The 18,460-nt window shown below is 73.5% G+C and carries 13 protein-coding genes; 7 read left to right on the forward strand and 6 right to left on the reverse strand.

Annotation, left to right across the window (positions count from 1 at the left end; translation table 11 throughout):
- Positions 1-84 precede the first annotated feature (84 nt).
- From CHC11_RS30600 to CHC11_RS30625, 6 genes are all read right to left on the reverse strand, one after another.
- Positions 85-3,024: a helix-turn-helix transcriptional regulator gene (locus tag CHC11_RS30600; protein WP_089315395.1), complete on the reverse strand. Its 2,940-nt coding sequence runs from the start codon at positions 3,022-3,024 to the stop codon at positions 85-87.
- Between the two features lie 252 nt (positions 3,025-3,276).
- Positions 3,277-4,710, reverse strand: a complete 1,434-nt coding sequence (locus CHC11_RS30605; RefSeq protein WP_089315324.1) for a rhamnulokinase — start codon at positions 4,708-4,710, stop codon at positions 3,277-3,279.
- Positions 4,707-5,327, reverse strand: coding sequence for a LutC/YkgG family protein (locus CHC11_RS30610; RefSeq protein WP_089315325.1), 621 nt, complete (start codon positions 5,325-5,327; stop codon positions 4,707-4,709). Before CHC11_RS30610 ends, CHC11_RS30605 begins: the two co-directional genes overlap by 4 nt.
- Positions 5,324-6,778: a LutB/LldF family L-lactate oxidation iron-sulfur protein gene (locus CHC11_RS30615; RefSeq protein ID WP_089315326.1), complete on the reverse strand. Its 1,455-nt coding sequence runs from the start codon at positions 6,776-6,778 to the stop codon at positions 5,324-5,326. The genes CHC11_RS30610 and CHC11_RS30615 overlap by 4 nt, the downstream gene beginning before the upstream one ends.
- Positions 6,775-7,488 carry a (Fe-S)-binding protein gene (locus tag CHC11_RS30620; RefSeq protein WP_089315327.1) on the reverse strand — a complete coding sequence of 238 codons (714 nt, stop codon included), beginning with the start codon at positions 7,486-7,488 and terminating at the stop codon, positions 6,775-6,777. Before CHC11_RS30620 ends, CHC11_RS30615 begins: the two co-directional genes overlap by 4 nt.
- Positions 7,485-8,567: a LacI family DNA-binding transcriptional regulator gene (locus tag CHC11_RS30625; RefSeq protein ID WP_089315328.1), complete on the reverse strand. Its 1,083-nt coding sequence runs from the start codon at positions 8,565-8,567 to the stop codon at positions 7,485-7,487. Before CHC11_RS30625 ends, CHC11_RS30620 begins: the two co-directional genes overlap by 4 nt.
- A 299-nt stretch (positions 8,568-8,866) precedes the next feature.
- Between CHC11_RS30625 and CHC11_RS30630 the strand changes: the two genes are divergently transcribed.
- The 7 genes from CHC11_RS30630 to CHC11_RS30660 all read left to right on the forward strand — a co-directional run bounded on the left by CHC11_RS30630 (position 8,867) and on the right by CHC11_RS30660 (position 18,412).
- A complete protein-coding gene (locus CHC11_RS30630; protein ID WP_089315329.1) occupies positions 8,867-10,405 on the forward strand; it encodes a sugar ABC transporter ATP-binding protein in 1,539 nt (512 codons plus the stop codon).
- Positions 10,406-10,409: 4 nt separating this feature from the next.
- Entirely contained in the window at positions 10,410-11,498 is a 1,089-nt protein-coding gene (locus tag CHC11_RS30635; RefSeq protein WP_089315330.1) for an ABC transporter permease, read from the forward strand.
- Positions 11,495-12,484, forward strand: coding sequence for an ABC transporter permease (locus CHC11_RS30640; RefSeq protein ID WP_089315331.1), 990 nt, complete (start codon positions 11,495-11,497; stop codon positions 12,482-12,484). The genes CHC11_RS30635 and CHC11_RS30640 overlap by 4 nt, the downstream gene beginning before the upstream one ends.
- A gap of 76 nt (positions 12,485-12,560) precedes the next feature.
- A complete protein-coding gene (rhaS, locus tag CHC11_RS30645; RefSeq protein WP_089315332.1) occupies positions 12,561-13,646 on the forward strand; it encodes a rhamnose ABC transporter substrate-binding protein in 1,086 nt (361 codons plus the stop codon).
- Between the two features lie 7 nt (positions 13,647-13,653).
- Complete coding sequence (locus CHC11_RS30650; protein WP_089315333.1) at positions 13,654-13,983, forward strand: L-rhamnose mutarotase; 330 nt, start codon at positions 13,654-13,656, stop codon at positions 13,981-13,983.
- A gap of 29 nt (positions 13,984-14,012) precedes the next feature.
- On the forward strand, positions 14,013-15,179 hold the full coding sequence (gene rhaI, locus CHC11_RS30655; RefSeq protein WP_089315334.1) for an L-rhamnose isomerase: 1,167 nt from the start codon (positions 14,013-14,015) through the stop codon (positions 15,177-15,179).
- The gene (locus tag CHC11_RS30660) at positions 15,176-18,412 is read left to right on the forward strand and encodes a family 78 glycoside hydrolase catalytic domain (protein ID WP_143227389.1); all 3,237 of its coding nucleotides are present in this window, start codon (positions 15,176-15,178) and stop codon (positions 18,410-18,412) included. Before rhaI ends, CHC11_RS30660 begins: the two co-directional genes overlap by 4 nt.
- Positions 18,413-18,460 lie beyond the last annotated feature (48 nt).

The following is an 18,460-nucleotide window of genomic DNA, read 5'->3' on the forward strand; positions in this document are numbered from 1 at the left end:
GGCACGGAACCCTGACGAACGCCTACTGAGACGGCGGTACGGGGGCGCGCGTTCGCGTCAGGGCCGGTCCGGGCGGGGCCCTGGTCAGCCGATCCCGGGGGCGTCGGGGTCCTGGCGGCTGAGGGCGTTGACCACGCCGACCCGGGAGTTCACCCCGAACTTGGCGAAGATGTGCGACAGGTGCGTCTCGACGGTGCGGATGCTGACGAACAGCCGCTCGGCGATCTGCGAGTTCGTGCACCCCTCCACGACCAGCGACGCGACCTCGTACTCGCGCTTGGACAGCCCGCCCGGCAGCCCCGTCTCGCGGCCGCCGCCCCGCGCCGGCACCCGCACCCCGATCCGGCGCTGCTCGCGGACGGCCTGCGCGTGCAGGGAGCGCGCCCCGCAGCCGGCGAAGATCTCGGCCGCGAGCCGCAGCTGCTCGCGGGCGGCCGCGCGCTCGCCGGCCCCGGCGTGCGCCTGCCCGGCCCGCATCCGGGCCCGGCCCGCGTCGATCCGGTGCCCGGCCTCCTCGAACGTCTCCGCGGCCGCGAGCGCCTCGCGCGCCGCCGCGGCCGCGTCGGTGAGCTGCAGGACGTGGGCGCGGGCCAGTCGCGCCAGGCCGTTGTGGGCCTCCAGGCCGGGGATGATGAAGTGCTCGCCGCGCTCCACCCACTTCTGGGCGGCCGCGGCGCGGCCCCGTCCCGCCTCGACGCCGGCCATGACCTCGCTCAGCGACAGGTGCGTCCGCTGGTCCAGCGGACCCTTGACCGTCGCGTCGACGGCCTCGGCGCCCTCCTCCAGCCGGCCGAGGCCGATCAGCGCCATCGCGCGCGCGTAGCGGGCCATGGACCCCCACCACTCGCCGACGCCGGCGCCGCTCTCGATGGCCTCCTCGGCGTGCCGCAGCGCGGACTCCTCGTCCCCGGACCAGCCCGCGACGAGGCTCTGCTGGGTGAGCGCGAACACCAGCTGCTGCCCCGAGTGCAGCAGCCGCGCCTCCTCCACCGCCTCCTCGGCGACGACCGCGGCCTCCTCCAGCCGGCCGGTCATGCCGTAGGCGCGGGTGAGGCCCGCCATCAGCGTGGGGACGACGTAGAGCTGCCCGGTGGCGCGGGCGACGTCCACCGCCCGCTCGAACCGGCGGGCCGCGCTGCGGAAGCGGCCCATGAACGTCTCGGCCCAGCACAGCCAGGCGATCGCGTCCATCCACTCGGCCAGGTGCTCGTCGGGGGCGGCGTCCACCAGCCGGTCGGCCGCCGCCAGGTAGCGCAGGGTGTCCTCGATGCGGCCGGCGGCGAGGGCGGGCATCGGCCGGAACGCGGCGACCGCGAGCTCCAGGCTGGGCTCCCAGTCCTCCGAGCTGTCGGGCATCAGGTCCAGGACGGCCTGGGCGGCGCGGAAGTCGATCCGCATCATCCGCTCGGCGATCAGCCGCATCCGCAGCGGCACCGCCGCCGGGGACCGGGGGTCGGGCATCCGCCGCAGCTCGTCCAGCAGCAGGGTGCGGGCCTCGTTCGGCCGGTCGAGCTGGCGTTCCATCAGCGCGGCGAGCCGGGCCGCGCGGGCGCGCTGCTCGTAGGCGTCCAGCGGCAGCATCTTCAGGACGCTCCGCGCGGTCTCGCGCCCATCGGTGAGGTGGCCCCCGACCGTCTGGACCTGCGCCAGCTCCATCATCAGTTCGAGGCGGGAGGGCTGTGCGGGGTCCCCGCCCACCGCGCCAGCGTCGCCGACCGCGGGCATCAGCCCGAGCGCGACCTTCAGCCAGTGCGCGGCGGTCGAGGGGGCCTGCGTGGCGAAGGCGCGGGCCGCCTCCACCAGGGTGGCGATGGCGGCGCGGTCGCCCACCCGGGCCGAGCGCTCCAGGTGCCGGGCGCGGAAGGCGGCGGGTGCGCCGATCTCGGCGAGGTAGGCGGCGATCCGGCCGTGCGCGGCCAGCCGCCAGCCCGCCGCGGCGGACCGGTAGGCGGCGTGCCGCACGAGCGGGTGCCGGAACCGGAAGCGCTCGGCCCGGGGCCGCACGATGTCGCGGGCGACCAGCTCGTCGAGCGCGGCCAGCGCGACCCGCTCGCTCACCTCCGCGGCCACGGCGGCCAGCGGCGGCGCGAACTCGTCGGCCGCGACGGCGGCGCTCTGAGCGATCAGCAGCGCGTCCGGCGACAGCCCGCTCAGCTCCAGCTGCAGCGCCGCGCGCACGGCCGGCGGCAGCTCGCCCTCGGCGTAGCCGGCGGCGAGGGGCTCGCGGGTGCGGGCCAGGGCCTCCAGGTAGAAGGGGTTGCCGCCGCTGGCCCGGTACAGCTCGTTGCAGCGCGCCCCGCTGACGGCGGGGCCGAGCAGCTCGGCGACCTCGGCCTGGGTGAGCGGCCCGACGGTCAGCCGGTGCCCGCCCTCGCCCCGCAGCGACGCCTGGACCAGCGCGGCGAGGCGGGCCGACGCCTGCGCGGGCCGGTAGGCGACGGCGATCAGCACCCGGGCGCGCGGCGGGTGCCGCACGAGGTGGTCCAGCAACTCGATCGTGGCGTTGTCGGCCCAGTGCACGTCGTCGAGGATCAGGACCAGCCCGGACGGGGCGGCCACCTCCTCCAGCAGCCGCCGCACCGCGCGGTACAGCTGGTAGCGGGCCACCGGGGTGGTCACCGGCGCGCTGCCGGGCGGGCCGGCGTCCTCCCCGTCGCTGAGGGAGGCGGCGAGCGCCGGGAACACCGGGCCGAGCAGCCGGACGGTGCCGCGGCCGAGGTCGCCCGCGTGGTCCTCGAGGTGGTCGTCGAGGGCGTCGACGACGGCGCCGAACGGCATCTCCTGCTCGAACTCCGAGGCCCGGCCGGCCAGGGTCGCGAGCTTGCGGGACTCGGCGGCGTTCGACAGCTCGGTCAGCAGCCGCGTCTTGCCCGCCCCCGGCTCGCCCACCAGGGCCAGGAAGCGGAACGCGTCGGCCGCCGTGGCGTCCAGCGACTCCTCGAAGACACGGAGGACGTCCCTGCGCCCGACCAGCGGGACGCCGCCCGGCGCCGCTCCGTTGTCGTGGCCGGTACGACCCTCCATGTCCACACCCCAACAGCGACAGGCGGTCGAAACGCCGTGATCATGCTTCTCGTTGGTCCCTGAGCGGGGTTCACCTTATCGGGTAGAACGTCAATAAGGTGGGGCAACCCGCCCATGCCCGAGCGCCATCACCGCGGGGGGACCCTGCTTGACCGTGTTGTTCATAGCTATGAACAGCCCTTTGCGGCCCCATGTCAACCTCGGGAGGGTAAACCGTCCCGCAGCCGTGACATCCGGGCCGGGGACCGGAGGTCAGCCGTCCAGGCCGATCAGCCGGGCGGCCTCGCTCCAGCGGGCCTCGTCGCCGGACGGGGTGTAGCGGCGCAGGTCCTCGGTGGCGGCGACCAGGGCGCGGGCCTCGGCCAGGTCCGCGACGGCGCCGTGCGCGCGGGCCTGCGCCAGGACGTTGCCGAGGGCGGTCGCCTCGACGGGCCCGGCCACCACCGGCAGCCCGCTGGCGTCGGCGGTCAGCCGGCACAGCAGCTCGTTGCGGCTGCCGCCGCCCACCAGGTGGACGACGTCGATCTCCCGCCCCGACAGGCGCGCCGCCTGGCGGAGCGTGGCGCGGTGCGCGAGGGCGAGGCTGTCGAGGATGCAGCGCACGGTCTCGGCGGGGGTGGACGGTTCGGGCAGCCCGCGGCGCCGGCAGTGCGCGGCGATGCGGGCCGGCATGTCGCCTGGCGGCAGGAACTCGGGGTCGTCGGGGTCGATGAGGCAGCGCAGGCCGGGCACGTCCCCGGCCGCGGCGAGCAGGGCCGGCAGGTCCGTCTCGCCCCAGGTCCGCAGGGACTCCTGGAGGAGCCACAGGCCCATCACGTTGCGCAGGTAGCGGACGGTCCCGTCGACGCCGCCCTCGTTGGTGAAGTTGGCCTTGCGGCTCTCCTCGGTCAGCACGGGGGCGTCCAGTTCCACGCCGACCAGCGACCAGGTGCCGCACGAGATGTAGGCGAAGCGGTCCGTCGCGGCGGGGACGGCGGCGACGGCGGAGGCCGTGTCGTGCGAGCCGACGGCCGTGACGCGCAGGGCGCCCTGGCCGGTCTCGGCCGCCACGTCCGCGCGGAGGGTGCCGATGTCCGCGCCGGGATCGCGTAGCGGCGGGAAGATCCGCGAAGGCAGGCCCAGCCGGGCGATGAGGTCCGCCGACCAGGTGCGGTCGCGGACGTCCAGCAGGCCGGTGGTGGAGGCGTTCGTGCGCTCGGCGCCGATCTCCCCGGTGAGCCAGTAGGCCAGCAGGTCGGGGATGAGCAGGAGCGTCTCGGCGCGGCAGAGGTCGTCGGCCGCGAGCTGGTAGATGGTGTTGAACGGGAGGAACTGCAGGCCCGAGGACTGGTAGAGGAGGTCCTCGCCCAGTTCGGCGCGGACCCGCTCCAGCACGCCGTCGGTGCGGGCGTCGCGGTAGTGGACGGGATTGCCGAGCAGGGCGCCGCCGGCGTCCAGCAGCCCGTAGTCGACGGCCCAGGAGTCGATGCCGACCGAGGCCAGGCCGCGCGGAGCGGAGCGCAGCCCGTCCAGGACGTTGCCGTAGAGGCCGAGGATGTCCCAGTGCAGGGTGCCGTTGACCCGGACGGGACGGTTGGGGAAGCGGCGGATCTCCTCCAGGACGAGGGTGCCCGGCCCGACGCGCCCGGCCATCACCCGCCCGCTGGACGCCCCGAGATCGACGGCCGCGAACATCGCTTCGCTCATTGGACGACCAGTACCTCCAGAGTCCTCGGTCCGTGCACGCCCTCCACGCGCGACAGCTCGATGTCGCTCGTCGCGGACGGGCCCGACACGAACGTCAGCGGGCGCCGCGGATCGAGCCGTTCGAGCGCCTCCGGCACATCGGCGGCGACCTGGCCGGCGAGGACGACGATCAGGTGGTAGTCGGGTACGAGCGACAGGGCGCGCGGCCCCTGGGCTGGTCCGTGGTCCAGCACGATCGTCCCCGTCTCCGCGACCGCGGCCGCGCAGCCGGTGACCGCCCCGGCGAGACCGTCGAGGGAGGCGACCGACGGGTCGCGCACGAGCGCCGCGCCGGTCGCGGACGTCCACTCCGCCGGCAGGCCGGACGGGACGCCGTAGGCGCCGGGACGCGCCGCGAGCCGTTCGGCGACGGTCGAGGCGACCTCGGCGGCGGCGACGCGCAGGACGGTCGCGCGGTAGTCGGCGACCCGCTCCGCGAACAGGTCGAGGATCGCGTCCTCGTGGTGGCGGCGCAGGTAGCCGCGGTCGATCCGGTCGTAGGAGGCCGCGACCTCGGCGGCGGGGCGGGCGGGCGCCGCCCGCTCGATCCGGCGCAGGATCTCCTCGCGCGCGTTCACCGTTCCCCCTCCTCGCGCCCGCCGCCGGTCCGGGCCCACCAGGCGCGGAACGACTCGGGCGGCGGCGCGGGCGCGTCCCGCGTCTCGGTCCAGGCGCCCAGCGGCCCGGGCAGCCGCCGGATCCGGCCGGCGCGCGCCACGGCGCGGCGGCTCGCGGACGCGGCGCGCTGCGCGAGCGCGAGCCGGGTGGGGGAGCGCAGCGTCCACCCGGCCGCCGCCATCGCCACCCGCTCCAGCGGATGGCGGGGCCCCTTCTCGACGGCGCGGGCCCGCAGGTGCACGAGCACCTCCGGGATGTCGATGGCGACCGGGCATGCCTCGAAGCAGGCCCCGCACAGCGTCGACGCGTACGGCAGCGACGCGTCCACCTCCGACCCGATGCCCCTGATCTGCGGGGACAGGATCGCGCCGATCGGGCCGGGGTAGGGCGAGCCGTAGGCGTGGCCGCCCGCGCGCTGGTAGACCGGGCACACGTTCAGGCACGCCGAGCAGCGGATGCAGCGCAGCGCCTGCCGCCCCACCTCGTCGGCCAGGGTGGCGGTGCGGCCGTTGTCCAGCAGGACGAGGTGGAAGTCGCGCGGGCCGTCGCCGGGGGACACGCCCGTCCAGGCCGAGGTGTAGGGGTTCATCCGCTCGGCGGTGGAGGAGCGGGGCAGCAGCTGGAGGAACACCTCAAGGTCCCGCCAGCTCGGCACGATCTTCTCCACGCCCATCACCGAGATCAGCGTCTCGGGGAGCGTCAGGCACATCCGGCCGTTGCCCTCCGACTCCAGCACGACGAGCGTGCCGGTATCGGCGACGGCGAAGTTCACGCCCGACACCCCGACCTTCGCCGACAGGAACTTGGCGCGCAGGTGCCGCCGGGCCGCCTCGGCGAGCTCGGCGGGCGCGTCGGTCAGCCCCGCCGGCACGTCCTCCATCGCGCGCAGGAAGATGTCGCGGATGTCGGAGCGGTTGCGGTGGATGGCCGGGACGAGGATGTGCGACGGCCGGTCGTCCCCGAGCTGGACGATCAGCTCCGCCAGGTCGGTCTCGTAGGCGGTGATCCCCTCCTCGGCGAGGAACTCGTTGAGGCCGATCTCCTGCGTCGCCATCGACTTGACCTTGACGACCTCGGTCTCGCCGGTCGCCTTCACCAGGTCCGCGACGATCCGGTTCGCCTCGGCCGCGTCGCGGGCCCAGTGCACCGTCCCGCCGGCCTCGGCGACCTTCTCCTCCAGCAGCCGCAGGTAGTGGCCGAGGTTCGCCAGGACGTGGTCCTTGATCTGCTTGCCCGCCTCGCGGAGCGCGGGCCAGTCGTCCAGCTCGGCCACCGCGGCGGCGCGGCGCCCGCGGATCGTGGTGGTGGCGTGCGCGAGGTTCCCGCGCAGCCGCGGGTCCGCCACCGCGCGGCGCGCCGCGTCCGGGAACGACGGCATTCCGAGATAGGTCGGCATCGCCGGCGAGGTCATGCGGGCTCCTCCTCCGTCGAGGCGAGGATCTCGGCCAGGTGGACGGTCCGCACCGCGGCGCGGGTGCGGGTGAGGGCGCCGCCGATGTGCATCAGGCAGGAGTTGTCCGCCGCGCACAGCGTCTCGGCCCCGGTCGACCGGACGGCGGTGACCTTGTCCGCGCACATCGCGGCCGACACCTCGGCGTTCTTCAGCGCGAACGTCCCGCCGAACCCGCAGCACTCGGCCGCGTCCGGGAGCTCGACCAGGTCGATGCCGCCGACCTCGCGCAGCAGCCGCAACGGGCGGTCGCCGACGTGCAGCATCCGCAGCGAGTGGCATGTCGGGTGGTAGGTGACGCGGTGCGGGTAGTACGCGCCGACGTCGGTGACGCCGAGGACGTCCACCAGGAACTCCGTCAGCTCGTGCACGCGGGAGGCGACCCCGGCGGCGCGCGGCGCGAGCCGGGGATGCCAGTCGCGGATCATCGCCGCGCAGGACGCGGACGGCGTCACGACCGCGTCGTAGGGCTCGAACGTCTCCGCGAACCCCTTCACCAGGGGCAGCGCCTGCCGCCGGTAGCCGGTGTTGAGGTGCATCTGCCCGCAGCAGGTCTGCGACTCGGGGAACTCGACGTCGTGGCCGAGGCGCCGCAGCAGCCGCACCACCGCCTTGCCCGTCCCCGGATACATCGTGTCGTTGACGCAGGTGAGAAACAGCGCGACTCTCACAGTGCCTGCCTCCCGAGGGCGGGACCGCCGAGGGCGGAGCGGCTGGACTCGCGGACGACCAGCTCGGGCTGGAACATCACCTGCTGGTGGGCGTGCCCGCCCGTCTGGTCGCACTCCTCCAGCAGCAGCTCGGTCGCGATCCGGCCGAGCTGGTAGGTGGGCTGCCGCACCGAGCTGAGCGGGACGGCCGCCGCGGCCGAGAACTCGATGTCGTCGTACCCGATCAGGGCGACGTCATCCGGCACCTTGATCCCGGCCTGCAGCAGGACGCGCAGCACGCCGAGCGCGAGCAGGTCGTTCGCGCAGAAGATCGCCTCGGGCAGGGGCGGGCCGGCCTCCAGCAGCCGCCGGGCCGCCTCCTGCCCGGCCCGGGCGTTCATCGCCCCGACGGCGACCTCGCGCATCGCGTCGCCGCCGAGCCCGGCGGCGCGCACCGCCCGCAGCGCGCCCTTGCGCCGGTCGGCGCACTGGCGCAGCACCGCCGGCCCGGTGACGAGCGCCAGCGTCCGGGCCCCCGCGTCCAGCAGCTCGGCGGCCGCGAGCTCGCCGCCCGCGACGTCGTCCACGGCGACCGAGCACTGGTTGGCGCGCGGCGTCGGGTGGTCGAGCAGCACCACCGGGACGCCCCGCTCGCGCAGCCGGTCGGCGGCCTCGCCCTCGTCGCCGACCGGGGTCAGCAGGACCCCCCGGACGCGCTGCTCGGCGAACACCCGCAGGTTGCGCTGCTCCCGCTCGTCCGACTCGCCCGAGGAGGACAGGATCACCGAGTAGCCGCGCTCGCTGGCGGTGTCCTCCACGCCGCGCGCCACGTCGGTGAAGAACGGGTTGGCGAGGTCGAGGACCATCAACCCGATCGTGCTGCTGTGCCCGGCGCGCAGCGTGGACGCCGAGCCGTTGCGGACGAAGCCGAGATCGCGGATCGCCTGCTCGACGCGGGCGCGGGTGGCCTCGGCGACGCGCTCGGGGCGGTTGAGCACGTTGGACACGGTGCCCGGCGAGACGCCGGCGTGCGCCGCGACCTGCTTGATGCCGACCGTCCGGCCCGGCGGCGCGGAGCGGCCGGTGTCGTCTGCGCCCAATCTGTGTGCCCCCGAGTCGTCCGCTGGTGTGTCGCCGCTCACTTTGGGTCATCCGATTAAAACGTGTCAACCCGAGATCGAGGTCCACGGGCGCGAAACCCCGGAGGCCGGTCCCGGCCGCGAACGACTTCTGAATATCGCCGGCCCTTGTGGAGACGGGCTTTCCGCAGCGCTGGGCGGGTTGGAGGCAGGTTCCCCCCTTGACGGGTGCTCCGGGTCACATCTAGCGTCCTCCGCAACATCTAGTTAAAACGTTTTTCATCTGTTCGTCACAGACGTCCCCCGCGAGGAGGGCCGCGATGGGTGCACCGGGCCGCTCGGCGCCGCCGACATTGGCACTGGTCAACGTGAGTAAGTCGTTCGGCGCGGTCCGCGCGCTGCAGGGGGTCACCCTGGAGCTCCACGCGGGCGAGGTGCACGCCCTCGCGGGCGAGAACGGCGCCGGTAAGTCCACGGTCGTAAAAACGTTCGCAGGCGTGCACCGCCCCGACGCGGGCGAGGTGCGGGTGGACGGCGAGCCGGTGGCCTTCCACGGCCCCGCCGACGCGCAGGCCGCCGGCGTCGCGGTCATCTACCAGGAGCCCACACTGTTCCCCGACCTGTCGGTCGCCGAGAACATCTTCATGGGCCGCCAGCCGCGCGGGGCGCTCGGCCGCATCGACCGCCGCGCCGTGCACGCCGAGACGGCGCGGCTGTTCGAGCGGCTCGGCGTCGCGCTGGACCCGCAGCAGCCCGCCCGCGGCCTGTCGATCGCCGACCAGCAGGTCGTCGAGATCGCCAAGGCGATCTCCCGGGACGCGCGGGTGCTCATCATGGACGAGCCGACCGCGGCCCTCACCGGCCAGGAGGTCGCCCGCCTGTTCGCCGTCACCCGCAACCTCCAGGAGCACGGCTGCGCGGTGCTGTTCATCTCGCACCGGCTTGAGGAGATCTTCGAGCTGTGCCGGCGGGTGACGACGCTGCGCGACGGCGCCTACGTCGGCACCGACATGGTCGCCGACATCACCCCCGACGACCTCGTCCGCCGGATGGTCGGCCGCGATCTCGACGCGCTCTACCCCAAGCAGGACGTCACGCCCGGCGAGGTCGCGCTGAAGGTGAGCCGGCTGACCCGCGAGGGCGCCTTCACCGACGTTTCCTTCGAGGTCCGCCGCGGCGAGATCGTCGCGCTGGCCGGGCTGGTCGGCGCCGGTCGCAGCGAGGTCGCCCGCGCCGTCTTCGGCGTGGACCGCTGGGACGCCGGGACCGTCGAGGTCGGCGGGCGCGCGCTCCCGGCGGGCAGCCCCACGGCCGCGATGTCGGCCGGGCTGGCGCTCGTCCCCGAGGACCGCCGCCAGCAGGGCCTGGTCATGGACATGTCGATCGAGCGGAACATGGGCCTGACCCAGCTGCGGACGCTGCGCCGCGAGACCGGGCGCGGGGGCCTGATCTCCCGGAAGGTGGAGCGGGACCGCGCCGCCGACTGGGGCCTGCGCCTCCAGTTGAAGTACGCCCGGCTCAGCGACGCCGTCGGCGTCCTGTCGGGCGGCAACCAGCAGAAGGTCGTGCTCGCCAAGTGGCTGGCCACCGAGCCGGACGTGCTGATCGTGGACGAGCCGACCCGCGGCATCGACGTCGGCACCAAGGCCGAGGTGCACCGGCTGCTGTCGGAACTGGCCGCGCAGGACCTGGCGGTGCTGATGATCTCCTCCGACCTGCCGGAGGTGCTCGGCATGGCCGACCGGATCCTCGTCATGCACGAGGGGCGGCTGACCGCGCAGATCGCCCGCGCGGACGCGACCGAGGAGAGCGTGATGGCCGCCGCGACCGGCCGCCCCGGCAGCGGAAAGGCGGCCTGAGCCGATGACCGTCCTCACCCAGTCCCCGGCCAGGCCGGAGTCGGGCGGCCCGCCGGGCGGCGGGCGCCGCCTCGTCGAGATGGTGCTGCGCGCCCGCGAGCTGAGCATCCTCGGCGCACTGCTCGTGCTCGTGCTCGGCACGACGATCGCCAACCCGCGGTTCCTGTCCGGCCAGGGCGTCAAGGACATCTTCCTCAACGCCTCGATCCTGGTGCTGCTCGCCGTCGGGCAGAGCATGGTCGTCGTCACCCGCAACATCGACCTGTCGGTCGGGTCCGTCGTCGGGCTCGTCGCGTTCAGCGCCGGGAAGTTCGCCTCCGGCGGGGACCGCAACGTCGTGCTGGTCGCGCTGGTGGGCGTCGGGATCGGCCTGGTCTGCGGGCTGGTGAACGGGCTGCTGGTCAGCTTCTGCCGCGTGCCCGCCCTCGTCGTCACCCTCGGCACGCTGTACGTGATCCAGGGGCTGGACTACCGCCTCGCGCACGGCGACCAGATCGGTGCCGCGGACCTGCCGTCCTCGCTGCTGAGCCTCGGCAGCGACGGGATCCTCGGCGTCCCCTATTTGGCGATCATCACCGTGGTGGTGATGCTGGCGGTGGGCTACTACCTGCGCTCCTACTCCTCCGGGCGCGAGTACTACGCGATCGGGTCCAGCCCGGAGGCCGCGATGCTCGCCGGCGTGCCGATCCGCCGCCGCGTCCTCACCGCCTACCTGGTCAGCGGCGCCCTCGCCGGGCTCGCCGGGGTGCTGTGGCTCGCCCGGTTCGGCACCGTCGTCGCCGACGCCGCGAACGGCTGGGAGCTGAAGGTCGTCAGCGCCGTCGTCGTCGGCGGCGTCGCCATCACCGGCGGCGTCGGCACCGTGTACGGGGCGGCGCTCGGCGCGCTGCTGCTCACCACCATCGGCAGCGTGCTGGTGGTGCTCAAGGTCAACTCGTTCTGGCAGGACGCGATCACCGGCGTCCTGCTGCTGCTGGCCATCAGCGTCGACCGGCTGCTGGCGCTGCGCGTCACCCGGGCGCTGAAACAGCGGTCCCTGGCGTCGGCCGCGCACCGCGCCGCCGCGCCGCAGAGCAAGGAGGGACGGTCATGAGCCGCCTGATGCGGTGGGAGACCGCCGTCACCGCGCTGCTGGTCGTGGTCTTCGCGAGCGGCGCCGGGTTCTCGCCGGACTTCGCGAACAACGACAACCTGTCGTTCGCGCTGGACGACCTCAGCGAGATCGCACTGATCGCGCTGCCGATGACGCTGCTGGTCGTGTGCGGGCAGGTGGACCTGTCGGTCGCCTCGATCCTCGGGCTGTGCAGCGCCCTCACCGGCAAGCTGTGGGACGGCGGCATGTCCATCGAGGCGATCATCCCGCTGGTGCTGGTGGTCGGCGTCGTGTGCGGGCTGGTGAACGGCCTGCTGGTGACCAGGCTCGGGCTGCCCTCCCTCGCCGTGACGATCGGCACGATGACCCTCTACCGGGGCCTGGCGTACGTGACGCTCGGCACCGGGGCGATCTCGGAGTTCCCCACCGCCTACACCGATCTCGCGACGTCCTCCATCCCCGGCACCCCGATCCCGTACCCGGTCGCGCTGTTCGCCGTGCTCGCCGCCGTCACCGGCGTCGTCCTGCACGCCACCGGCGTCGGGCGGTCGCTGTTCGCGATCGGCGCGCAGGAGGACGCCGCCTACTTCGCCGGCATCCGGGTCAAGCGCCTCAAGCTGATCCTTTTCACGGTGTCCGGCCTCGTCGCCGGGTTCGCCGGCATCGTCTACACGCTCCGCTACGGCAGCGCCCGCGCCGACAACGGCCTCGGCCTGGAGCTCACCGTCATCGCGGCGGTGCTGCTCGGCGGCGTCGACTTCGACGGCGGCAGGGGCACCCTCGGGGGCGTCATCGCGGCCGTGCTGCTCATCGGCCTGCTCCGCAACCTGCTGATGCTCAACGACGTCTCCACCGAGGTCCAGTCGATCGTCACGGGCCTGCTGCTCATCATCAGCGTCCTCACGCCGCGGCTGATCGCCGTGGCGCGCGAGGCCCGAGGCCGGCGGCGGGGCGCGAGACCCGCGGTCCCCGCCGCCGCACCCTGATCCACCGCACCGCCCTTGCCCCCCGCCGTACGCCCACCCACCCCGTAGCACGACCCGGAACTGTGAAAGGCACCTGATGACCATTCGTTTGCGCGCTCCGCGCCGGCTGGCGGCCGCCGCCACGGCGGGCGCCCTGGCCCTCAGCCTGGCCGCCTGCGGCGGGACCACCAAGGACTCCGCGTCCGGCTCGGGGGACGCCAAGGCCGGGGGGAACGCCTCCGCGGACCCGAACGCGCCGCTGAAGAAGGGCCTGAAGCTGGCGTTCCTGCCCAAGCAGGTCAACAACCCCTACGAGACGATCGTCGACAACGCCGGCATCGCGGCGGCCAAGGAGTTCGGCGGCCAGGCCAAGGAGGTCGGCCCGTCCGACGCCTCGGCTTCCTCGCAGGTCTCCTACATCAACACGCTGATCCAGCAGCGGCACGACGCGATCCTCATCGCCGCCAACGACGAGAACGCGGTGTGCGGGCCGCTCAAGCAGGCGATGTCCAAGAACATCAAGATCGTCGCCTACGACTCCGACACCAACCCCGCCTGCCGGGACGTGTTCATCAACCAGGCCAGCTCGGAGGAGATCGGCCGCAGCGAGGTCAAGCTGCTCGCCGACCAGATCGGCAGCGAGGGCGAGATCGCGATCCTGTCGGCGACCGCGAACGCCACGAACCAGAACACCTGGATCAAGTTCATGCAGGACGAGCTGAAGAAGCCCGAGTACTCCAAGATGAAGCTCGTCAAGGTGGCCTACGGCGACGACGACGACCAGAAGTCGTTCCAGCAGACCCAGGGCCTGCTGCAGGCGTACCCGAACCTGAAGGGCATCATCTCGCCCACGACGGTCGGCATCGCCGCCGCCGCCCGCTACATCTCCGGCTCCAAGTACAAGGGCAAGGTCGCGCTGACCGGCCTCGGCACCCCCGACCAGATGCGCAAGTTCGTCAAGGACGGCACGGTCAAGGGATTCGAGCTCTGGGACCCGAAGAACCTCGGCTACCTCGCCGCGTACGCGGCGGCGGCGCTGTCGTCCGGGCAGATCACCGGCGCGCAGGGCGAGAAGTTCAAGGCCGGCAAGCTCGGCGAGCGCTCGATCGGCGCCAACGGCGAGGTGATCCTCGGCCCGCCGACGGTGTTCGACGCCAAGAACATCGACCAGTACCACTTCTGATCCCTCCATGTCCGGAAGCACCAAGCGCGTCTGCTTCCTGCTGAAGGTCAGGCAGGACCGCCTGGAGGAGTACAAGCTGCGCCACCAGGCGGTCTGGCCCGACATGCTCAGCGCTCTGCGCGACACCGGCTGGCACAACTACTCGCTGTTCCTGCGCGAGGACGGCCTCCTCGTCGGCTACCTGGAGACCGACGACTTCGAGGCGGCCCAGGAGGCGATGGCCCGCACCGACGTGAACGCGCGGTGGCAGGCGGAGATGGCGCCGTTTTTCGAGGACCTCGACGGCCGCCCCGACGAGGGGATGCGGACGCTCCCCGAGGTCTTCCACCTGGACTGACCAGGTGACCGGAAAGAAGAGAGGCAAGCGTGAACGACACCAGCGCGGTGAAGGACGCCCTGCGCCGCCAGCAGATCGAGACTCCCTCGTGGGCGTACGGGAACTCGGGGACCCGGTTCAAGGTCTTCGCCCAGCGGGGCGTGCCGCGCACCCCGCGGGAGAAGATCGACGACGCCGCGCAGGTGCACCGGTACACCGGTGTCGCGCCCAGCGTGGCGATCCACATCCCCTGGGACCGGGTGGACGACTACGCCGCGCTGGCCGCCCACGCCGAGGAGCGGGGCGTGCGGATCGGGGCGGTGAACACCAACGTCTTCCAGGACGACGACTACATGCTCGGCAGCGTCACCAACCCCGACCCCGCCGTCCGCCGCAAGGCCCTCGACCACCTGCTCGAAGCCGTCGACATCATGGACGCCACCGGGTCCCGCGACCTGAAGCTGTGGTTCTCCGACGGCACGAACTACCCGGGGCAGGACGACATCCGCGACCGGCAGGACCGGATGGCCGAGGCCCTCGCCGCCGTCTACGAGCGGCTCGGCGACGACCAGCGGTTCCTGCTGGAGTACAAGCTGTTCGAGCCGGCGTTCTACATGACCGACCTGCCGGACTGGGGCGCCTCCTACGCGCACTGCCTGAAGCTCGGCCCGAAGGCGCAGGTCGTGGTGGACACCGGACACCACGCGCCCGGCACCAACATCGAGTTCATCGTGGCGTTCCTGCTGCGCGAGGGGAAGCTCGGCGGGTTCGACTTCAACTCCCGCTTCTACGCCGACGACGACCTGATGGTGGGCGCCGCCGACCCGTTCCAGCTGTTCCGGATCATGCACGAGGTGATGCGCGGCGGCGGCTACGACGCCGAGACGGGCGTGGCGTTCATGCTCGACCAGTGCCACAACATCGAGCCGAAGATCCAGGGCCAGATCCGCTCGGTGATGAACGTCCAGGAGGCCACCGCCAAGGCGCTGCTGGTGGACACCGCCGCGCTGCGGTCGGCGCAGCGGTCCGGCGACGTCCTGGAGGCGAACGCCGTCTTCATGGACGCCTACAACACCGACGTCCGGGCGCTGCTCGCCGAGCTGCGCGAGGAGATGGGCCTGCACCCGGACCCGGTCGCCGCCTACAAGGCGTCCGGCTACTACGAGCGGATCGCCGAGGAGCGCAAGGACGGCCAGGCCGCCGGCTGGGGCGCATGAGCATGGCGCGCCGCCCCGTCGCCCTCGTCGCCGCCGCCGGGCTCGTCCTGGCCGTGGCCGTCCCCGCGCACGCGGTGGAGACCGCCGCCCTGCGCCTCGGCGGCCTGGAGACCGAGCACGCCACGACCCCGAACGCCGTCTCGGCCGCGAAGCCGCGCTTCGGATGGGTGCTGAGCGCGGGGGAGCGCGGCCAGCGGCAGACGGCCTACCGCGTGTCCGTCGCCACCGCCGACGGGGACCGCGCCGTCTGGGACTCGGGCGCGGTCGCGTCGGCCCGCGGCTACGACGTGCGCTACGGCGGCCCGGCGCTCAAGGCGGCCACCCGCTACACCTGGCGGGTCAAGGTCGCCGACGCCCGCGGGCACTGGACGCGCTGGAGCGCGCCGACCTGGTTCGAGACCGCGCTCGGCGCGGACGGCTGGCGCGGCTCCTGGATCGGCGCCCCCGAGAGCGCCGCGTCCACGCCCGACCTGCGCGGCACCAGCTGGATCTGGTACCCCGAGGGCGACCCCAAGACGCAGGCGCCCGCCGGCTCGCGCTACTTCCGCGGCGCGTTCGACCTGGCCGCGGTCCCGCAGGGCGCCCGCCTCGCCATGACCGCCGACGACGGCTTCACCGCCTGGGTGAACGGCGCCGAGGTCGGCGGACGCGACCCCGACCCGGTGGCGGAGAACTGGCGGCGCCCGATCGTCGTCGACGTCACCGCCCACCTGCGGGCGGGCCGCAATGTCGTCGCCGTCAAGGCGACCAACGGCAAGGCCAGCCCCGCCGGGCTGCTCGGACGCCTCGAACTGCCGGGGCAGGACCCGAAGCAGTTCGACACCGGCGCGGCCTGGCGGGCCGCGAACGAGGAACCCGCCGGAGACTGGAAGGCCGCCGGCTACGACGACGCGGCCTGGCCCGAGGCGAAGGTGCTGGCGGCCTGGGGCGGCGCCCCCTGGGGCGAGGTGAACCCCGAGAAGCCCACCCTCCCCGAGCCGCTCCTGCGCCGCGACTTCACCGTCCCCGGCAAGAAGATCGCCAAGGCGCGGCTGTACGCGGCGGCCGGCGGCTACGCCGAGCTGAGCCTGAACGGCCGGCGCGTCGGCGACGAGGTCCTCCAGCCCGGGTTCGTCCGCTACGACAAGCGCGTCGAGTACGTCACCCGCGACGTGACCCGAATGCTGCGGCACGGCGGCAACGTGATCGGGGCGCGGCTCGGCCGCGGCTTCTACGGCATGACCCAGAATAACGCCTGGAACTGGAACGCCGCCCCGTGGACGGGGGAGCCGCGGCTGCTGGCCCAGCTCGTCGTCACCTACGACGACGGCGGCACCCAGACGATCGCGACCGACGGGCAGTGGCGCTACGCCGAGGGCCCCGTCCGCTACGACTCCCTCTACGGCGGGGAGACCTACGACGCCCGCGAGGAGAAGCCCGGCTGGGACCGTCCCGGCTTCGACGCCTCCTCCTGGCGGCAGGCGGCGACGGTCACGGCCCCGACCGCCACCGTGGTGCCCGAGGAGCACGAGCCGATCAAGGTCGCCCGCACCCTTCGGCCCGTCGCGGTCACCAACCCCGCCTCCGGCGTCTACGTGTTCAAGATGCCCCACAACACCGCCGGGTGGGCCCGCATCAGGACCAGCGGCCCGAAGGGCGCGACCGTCAGCCTCAAGTACGGCGAGCGGCTCAACTCCGACGGCACCGTCCAGGCGGGCAACGGCCTGGTCACCGGCCGCTTCCAGACCGACGAGTACGTCCTGGCCGGGCGCGGGACGACCGAGACGTGGGAGGCCCGCTACAGCTACAAGGGCTTCCAGTACGTCCAGGTGACCGGCTGGCCGGGGGAGCCGCCCACCGCCGACGACCTCGACGGCCGCGAGGTGCACAGCGACCTGCGCTCGAACGGCTCGTTCCGCAGCTCCAACGACCTGTTCAACACGCTGGAGACCGTGACCCGGCAGACCGTCGTCAACAACTGGCACGGCATCCCGACCGACACCCCCATGTACGAGAAGAACGGGTGGACGGGCGACGCGCAGCTCATGGCCGAGATGGAGATGGGCCGCTTCGACCTGCGCCGGCTGTTCGCCAAGTGGATGACCGACCAACGCGACAGCCAGGGCCCCGACGGGACCGTCCCGGGCATCGTGCCCGACAACGGCTGGGGCCTCGGCTACTACGGGCAGGCGCCGCCGTGGCACGCCTCCCTCACCGAGATCCCCTGGCAGATGTACCAGCGGTACGGCGATCGGGACGTCCTCGCCGCGACCTACCCGGCGATGCGGGCGTACCTGGACGGATGGCTCAAGCGCGCCGACGGGGAGGGGCTCTACCCGAGCAGCCTCAACGACTACCTCGCCCCCGGGTACAACGGCAACACCCCCGAGGACGGGCGGCTGCACGGCACCGCCTACACCTACTCCAACGCGACGATCATCGCGGACGTGGCGGAGGTCCTCGGCCACGGCGACGACGCCGCCCGCTACCGGGCCGCCGCCGCCCGCGCCAAGGACGCCTTCAACAAGGCGTTCCTGCGCGGCGACGCCTACGTCACCAAGTCCGACCCCGGCTACCGGCAGACCAACGCGCTGCTCGCCCTGGCCCTCGGCCTCGCGCCGCAGGAGTCGCAGAAGGCCGTCACCGACCGGCTCGTCCGGGACGTCCAGGAGCGCGGCGACCACCTCAACACCGGGGCGCTCGGCACCAAGTACCTGCTGACCGAGCTGACCAGGCGCGGCCACGGCGACCTCGCCTACCGCGTTGCGGACCAGCGCACCTATCCGGGCTGGGGGTACTGGACCGCGAACGGCGCCACCACCCTGTGGGAGCGCTGGGACCTGGACTCGCGGTCCCGCGACCACGTCTTCCTCGGCGGCGCCATCGGCGAGTGGTTCACCGAGGACCTCGCCGGGATCACGCCGGCCGCGCCCGGATTCGACCGGGTGCGGATCGCGCCGCAGCCGGTCGGCGACCTGACCTCGGTGAACGGCTCCACGGCCACCCCGCACGGCCCGGTCGCGGTCCGCTGGACGAAGTCCGGCTCCGGGTTCGAACTGCGGGTGAGCGTCCCCGTCGGCGCCACCGCCGAGATCGAACTGCCCGCCGCGGCCGCGGACCGGGTCAGCGAGAGCGGGCGGCCGCTGACCGCCGCCCGGGGCGTGCGCGTCCTCGGCACCGGCCAGGGCGCGGGCGGGAGCGTCGTCCGGCTGGAGGCCGCGTCCGGCTCCTACACCTTCCACGCACGTTCATGAGGCCACGCACGTTCATGAGGCCACGCACGTCCATGAAGCCACGCACAC

This window comes from Actinomadura mexicana, assembly GCF_900188105.1.
Classification (GTDB): Bacteria; Actinomycetota; Actinomycetes; order Streptosporangiales; family Streptosporangiaceae; genus Spirillospora; species Spirillospora mexicana.

Coding starts and splice junctions, on each gene's coding strand:
- rhaS (WP_089315332.1), top strand. CDS start 12,561: ATGACCATTCGTTTGCGCGCTCCGCGCCGGCTGGCGGCCGCCGCCACG.
- CHC11_RS30650 (WP_089315333.1), top strand. CDS start 13,654: ATGTCCGGAAGCACCAAGCGCGTCTGCTTCCTGCTGAAGGTCAGGCAG.
- CHC11_RS30660 (WP_143227389.1), top strand. CDS start 15,176: ATGAGCATGGCGCGCCGCCCCGTCGCCCTCGTCGCCGCCGCCGGGCTC.
- CHC11_RS30635 (WP_089315330.1), top strand. CDS start 10,410: ATGACCGTCCTCACCCAGTCCCCGGCCAGGCCGGAGTCGGGCGGCCCG.
- CHC11_RS30605 (WP_089315324.1), bottom strand. CDS start 4,710: ATGAGCGAAGCGATGTTCGCGGCCGTCGATCTCGGGGCGTCCAGCGGG.
- CHC11_RS30600 (WP_089315395.1), bottom strand. CDS start 3,024: ATGGAGGGTCGTACCGGCCACGACAACGGAGCGGCGCCGGGCGGCGTC.
- CHC11_RS30630 (WP_089315329.1), top strand. CDS start 8,867: ATGGGTGCACCGGGCCGCTCGGCGCCGCCGACATTGGCACTGGTCAAC.
- CHC11_RS30640 (WP_089315331.1), top strand. CDS start 11,495: ATGAGCCGCCTGATGCGGTGGGAGACCGCCGTCACCGCGCTGCTGGTC.
- CHC11_RS30615 (WP_089315326.1), bottom strand. CDS start 6,778: ATGACCTCGCCGGCGATGCCGACCTATCTCGGAATGCCGTCGTTCCCG.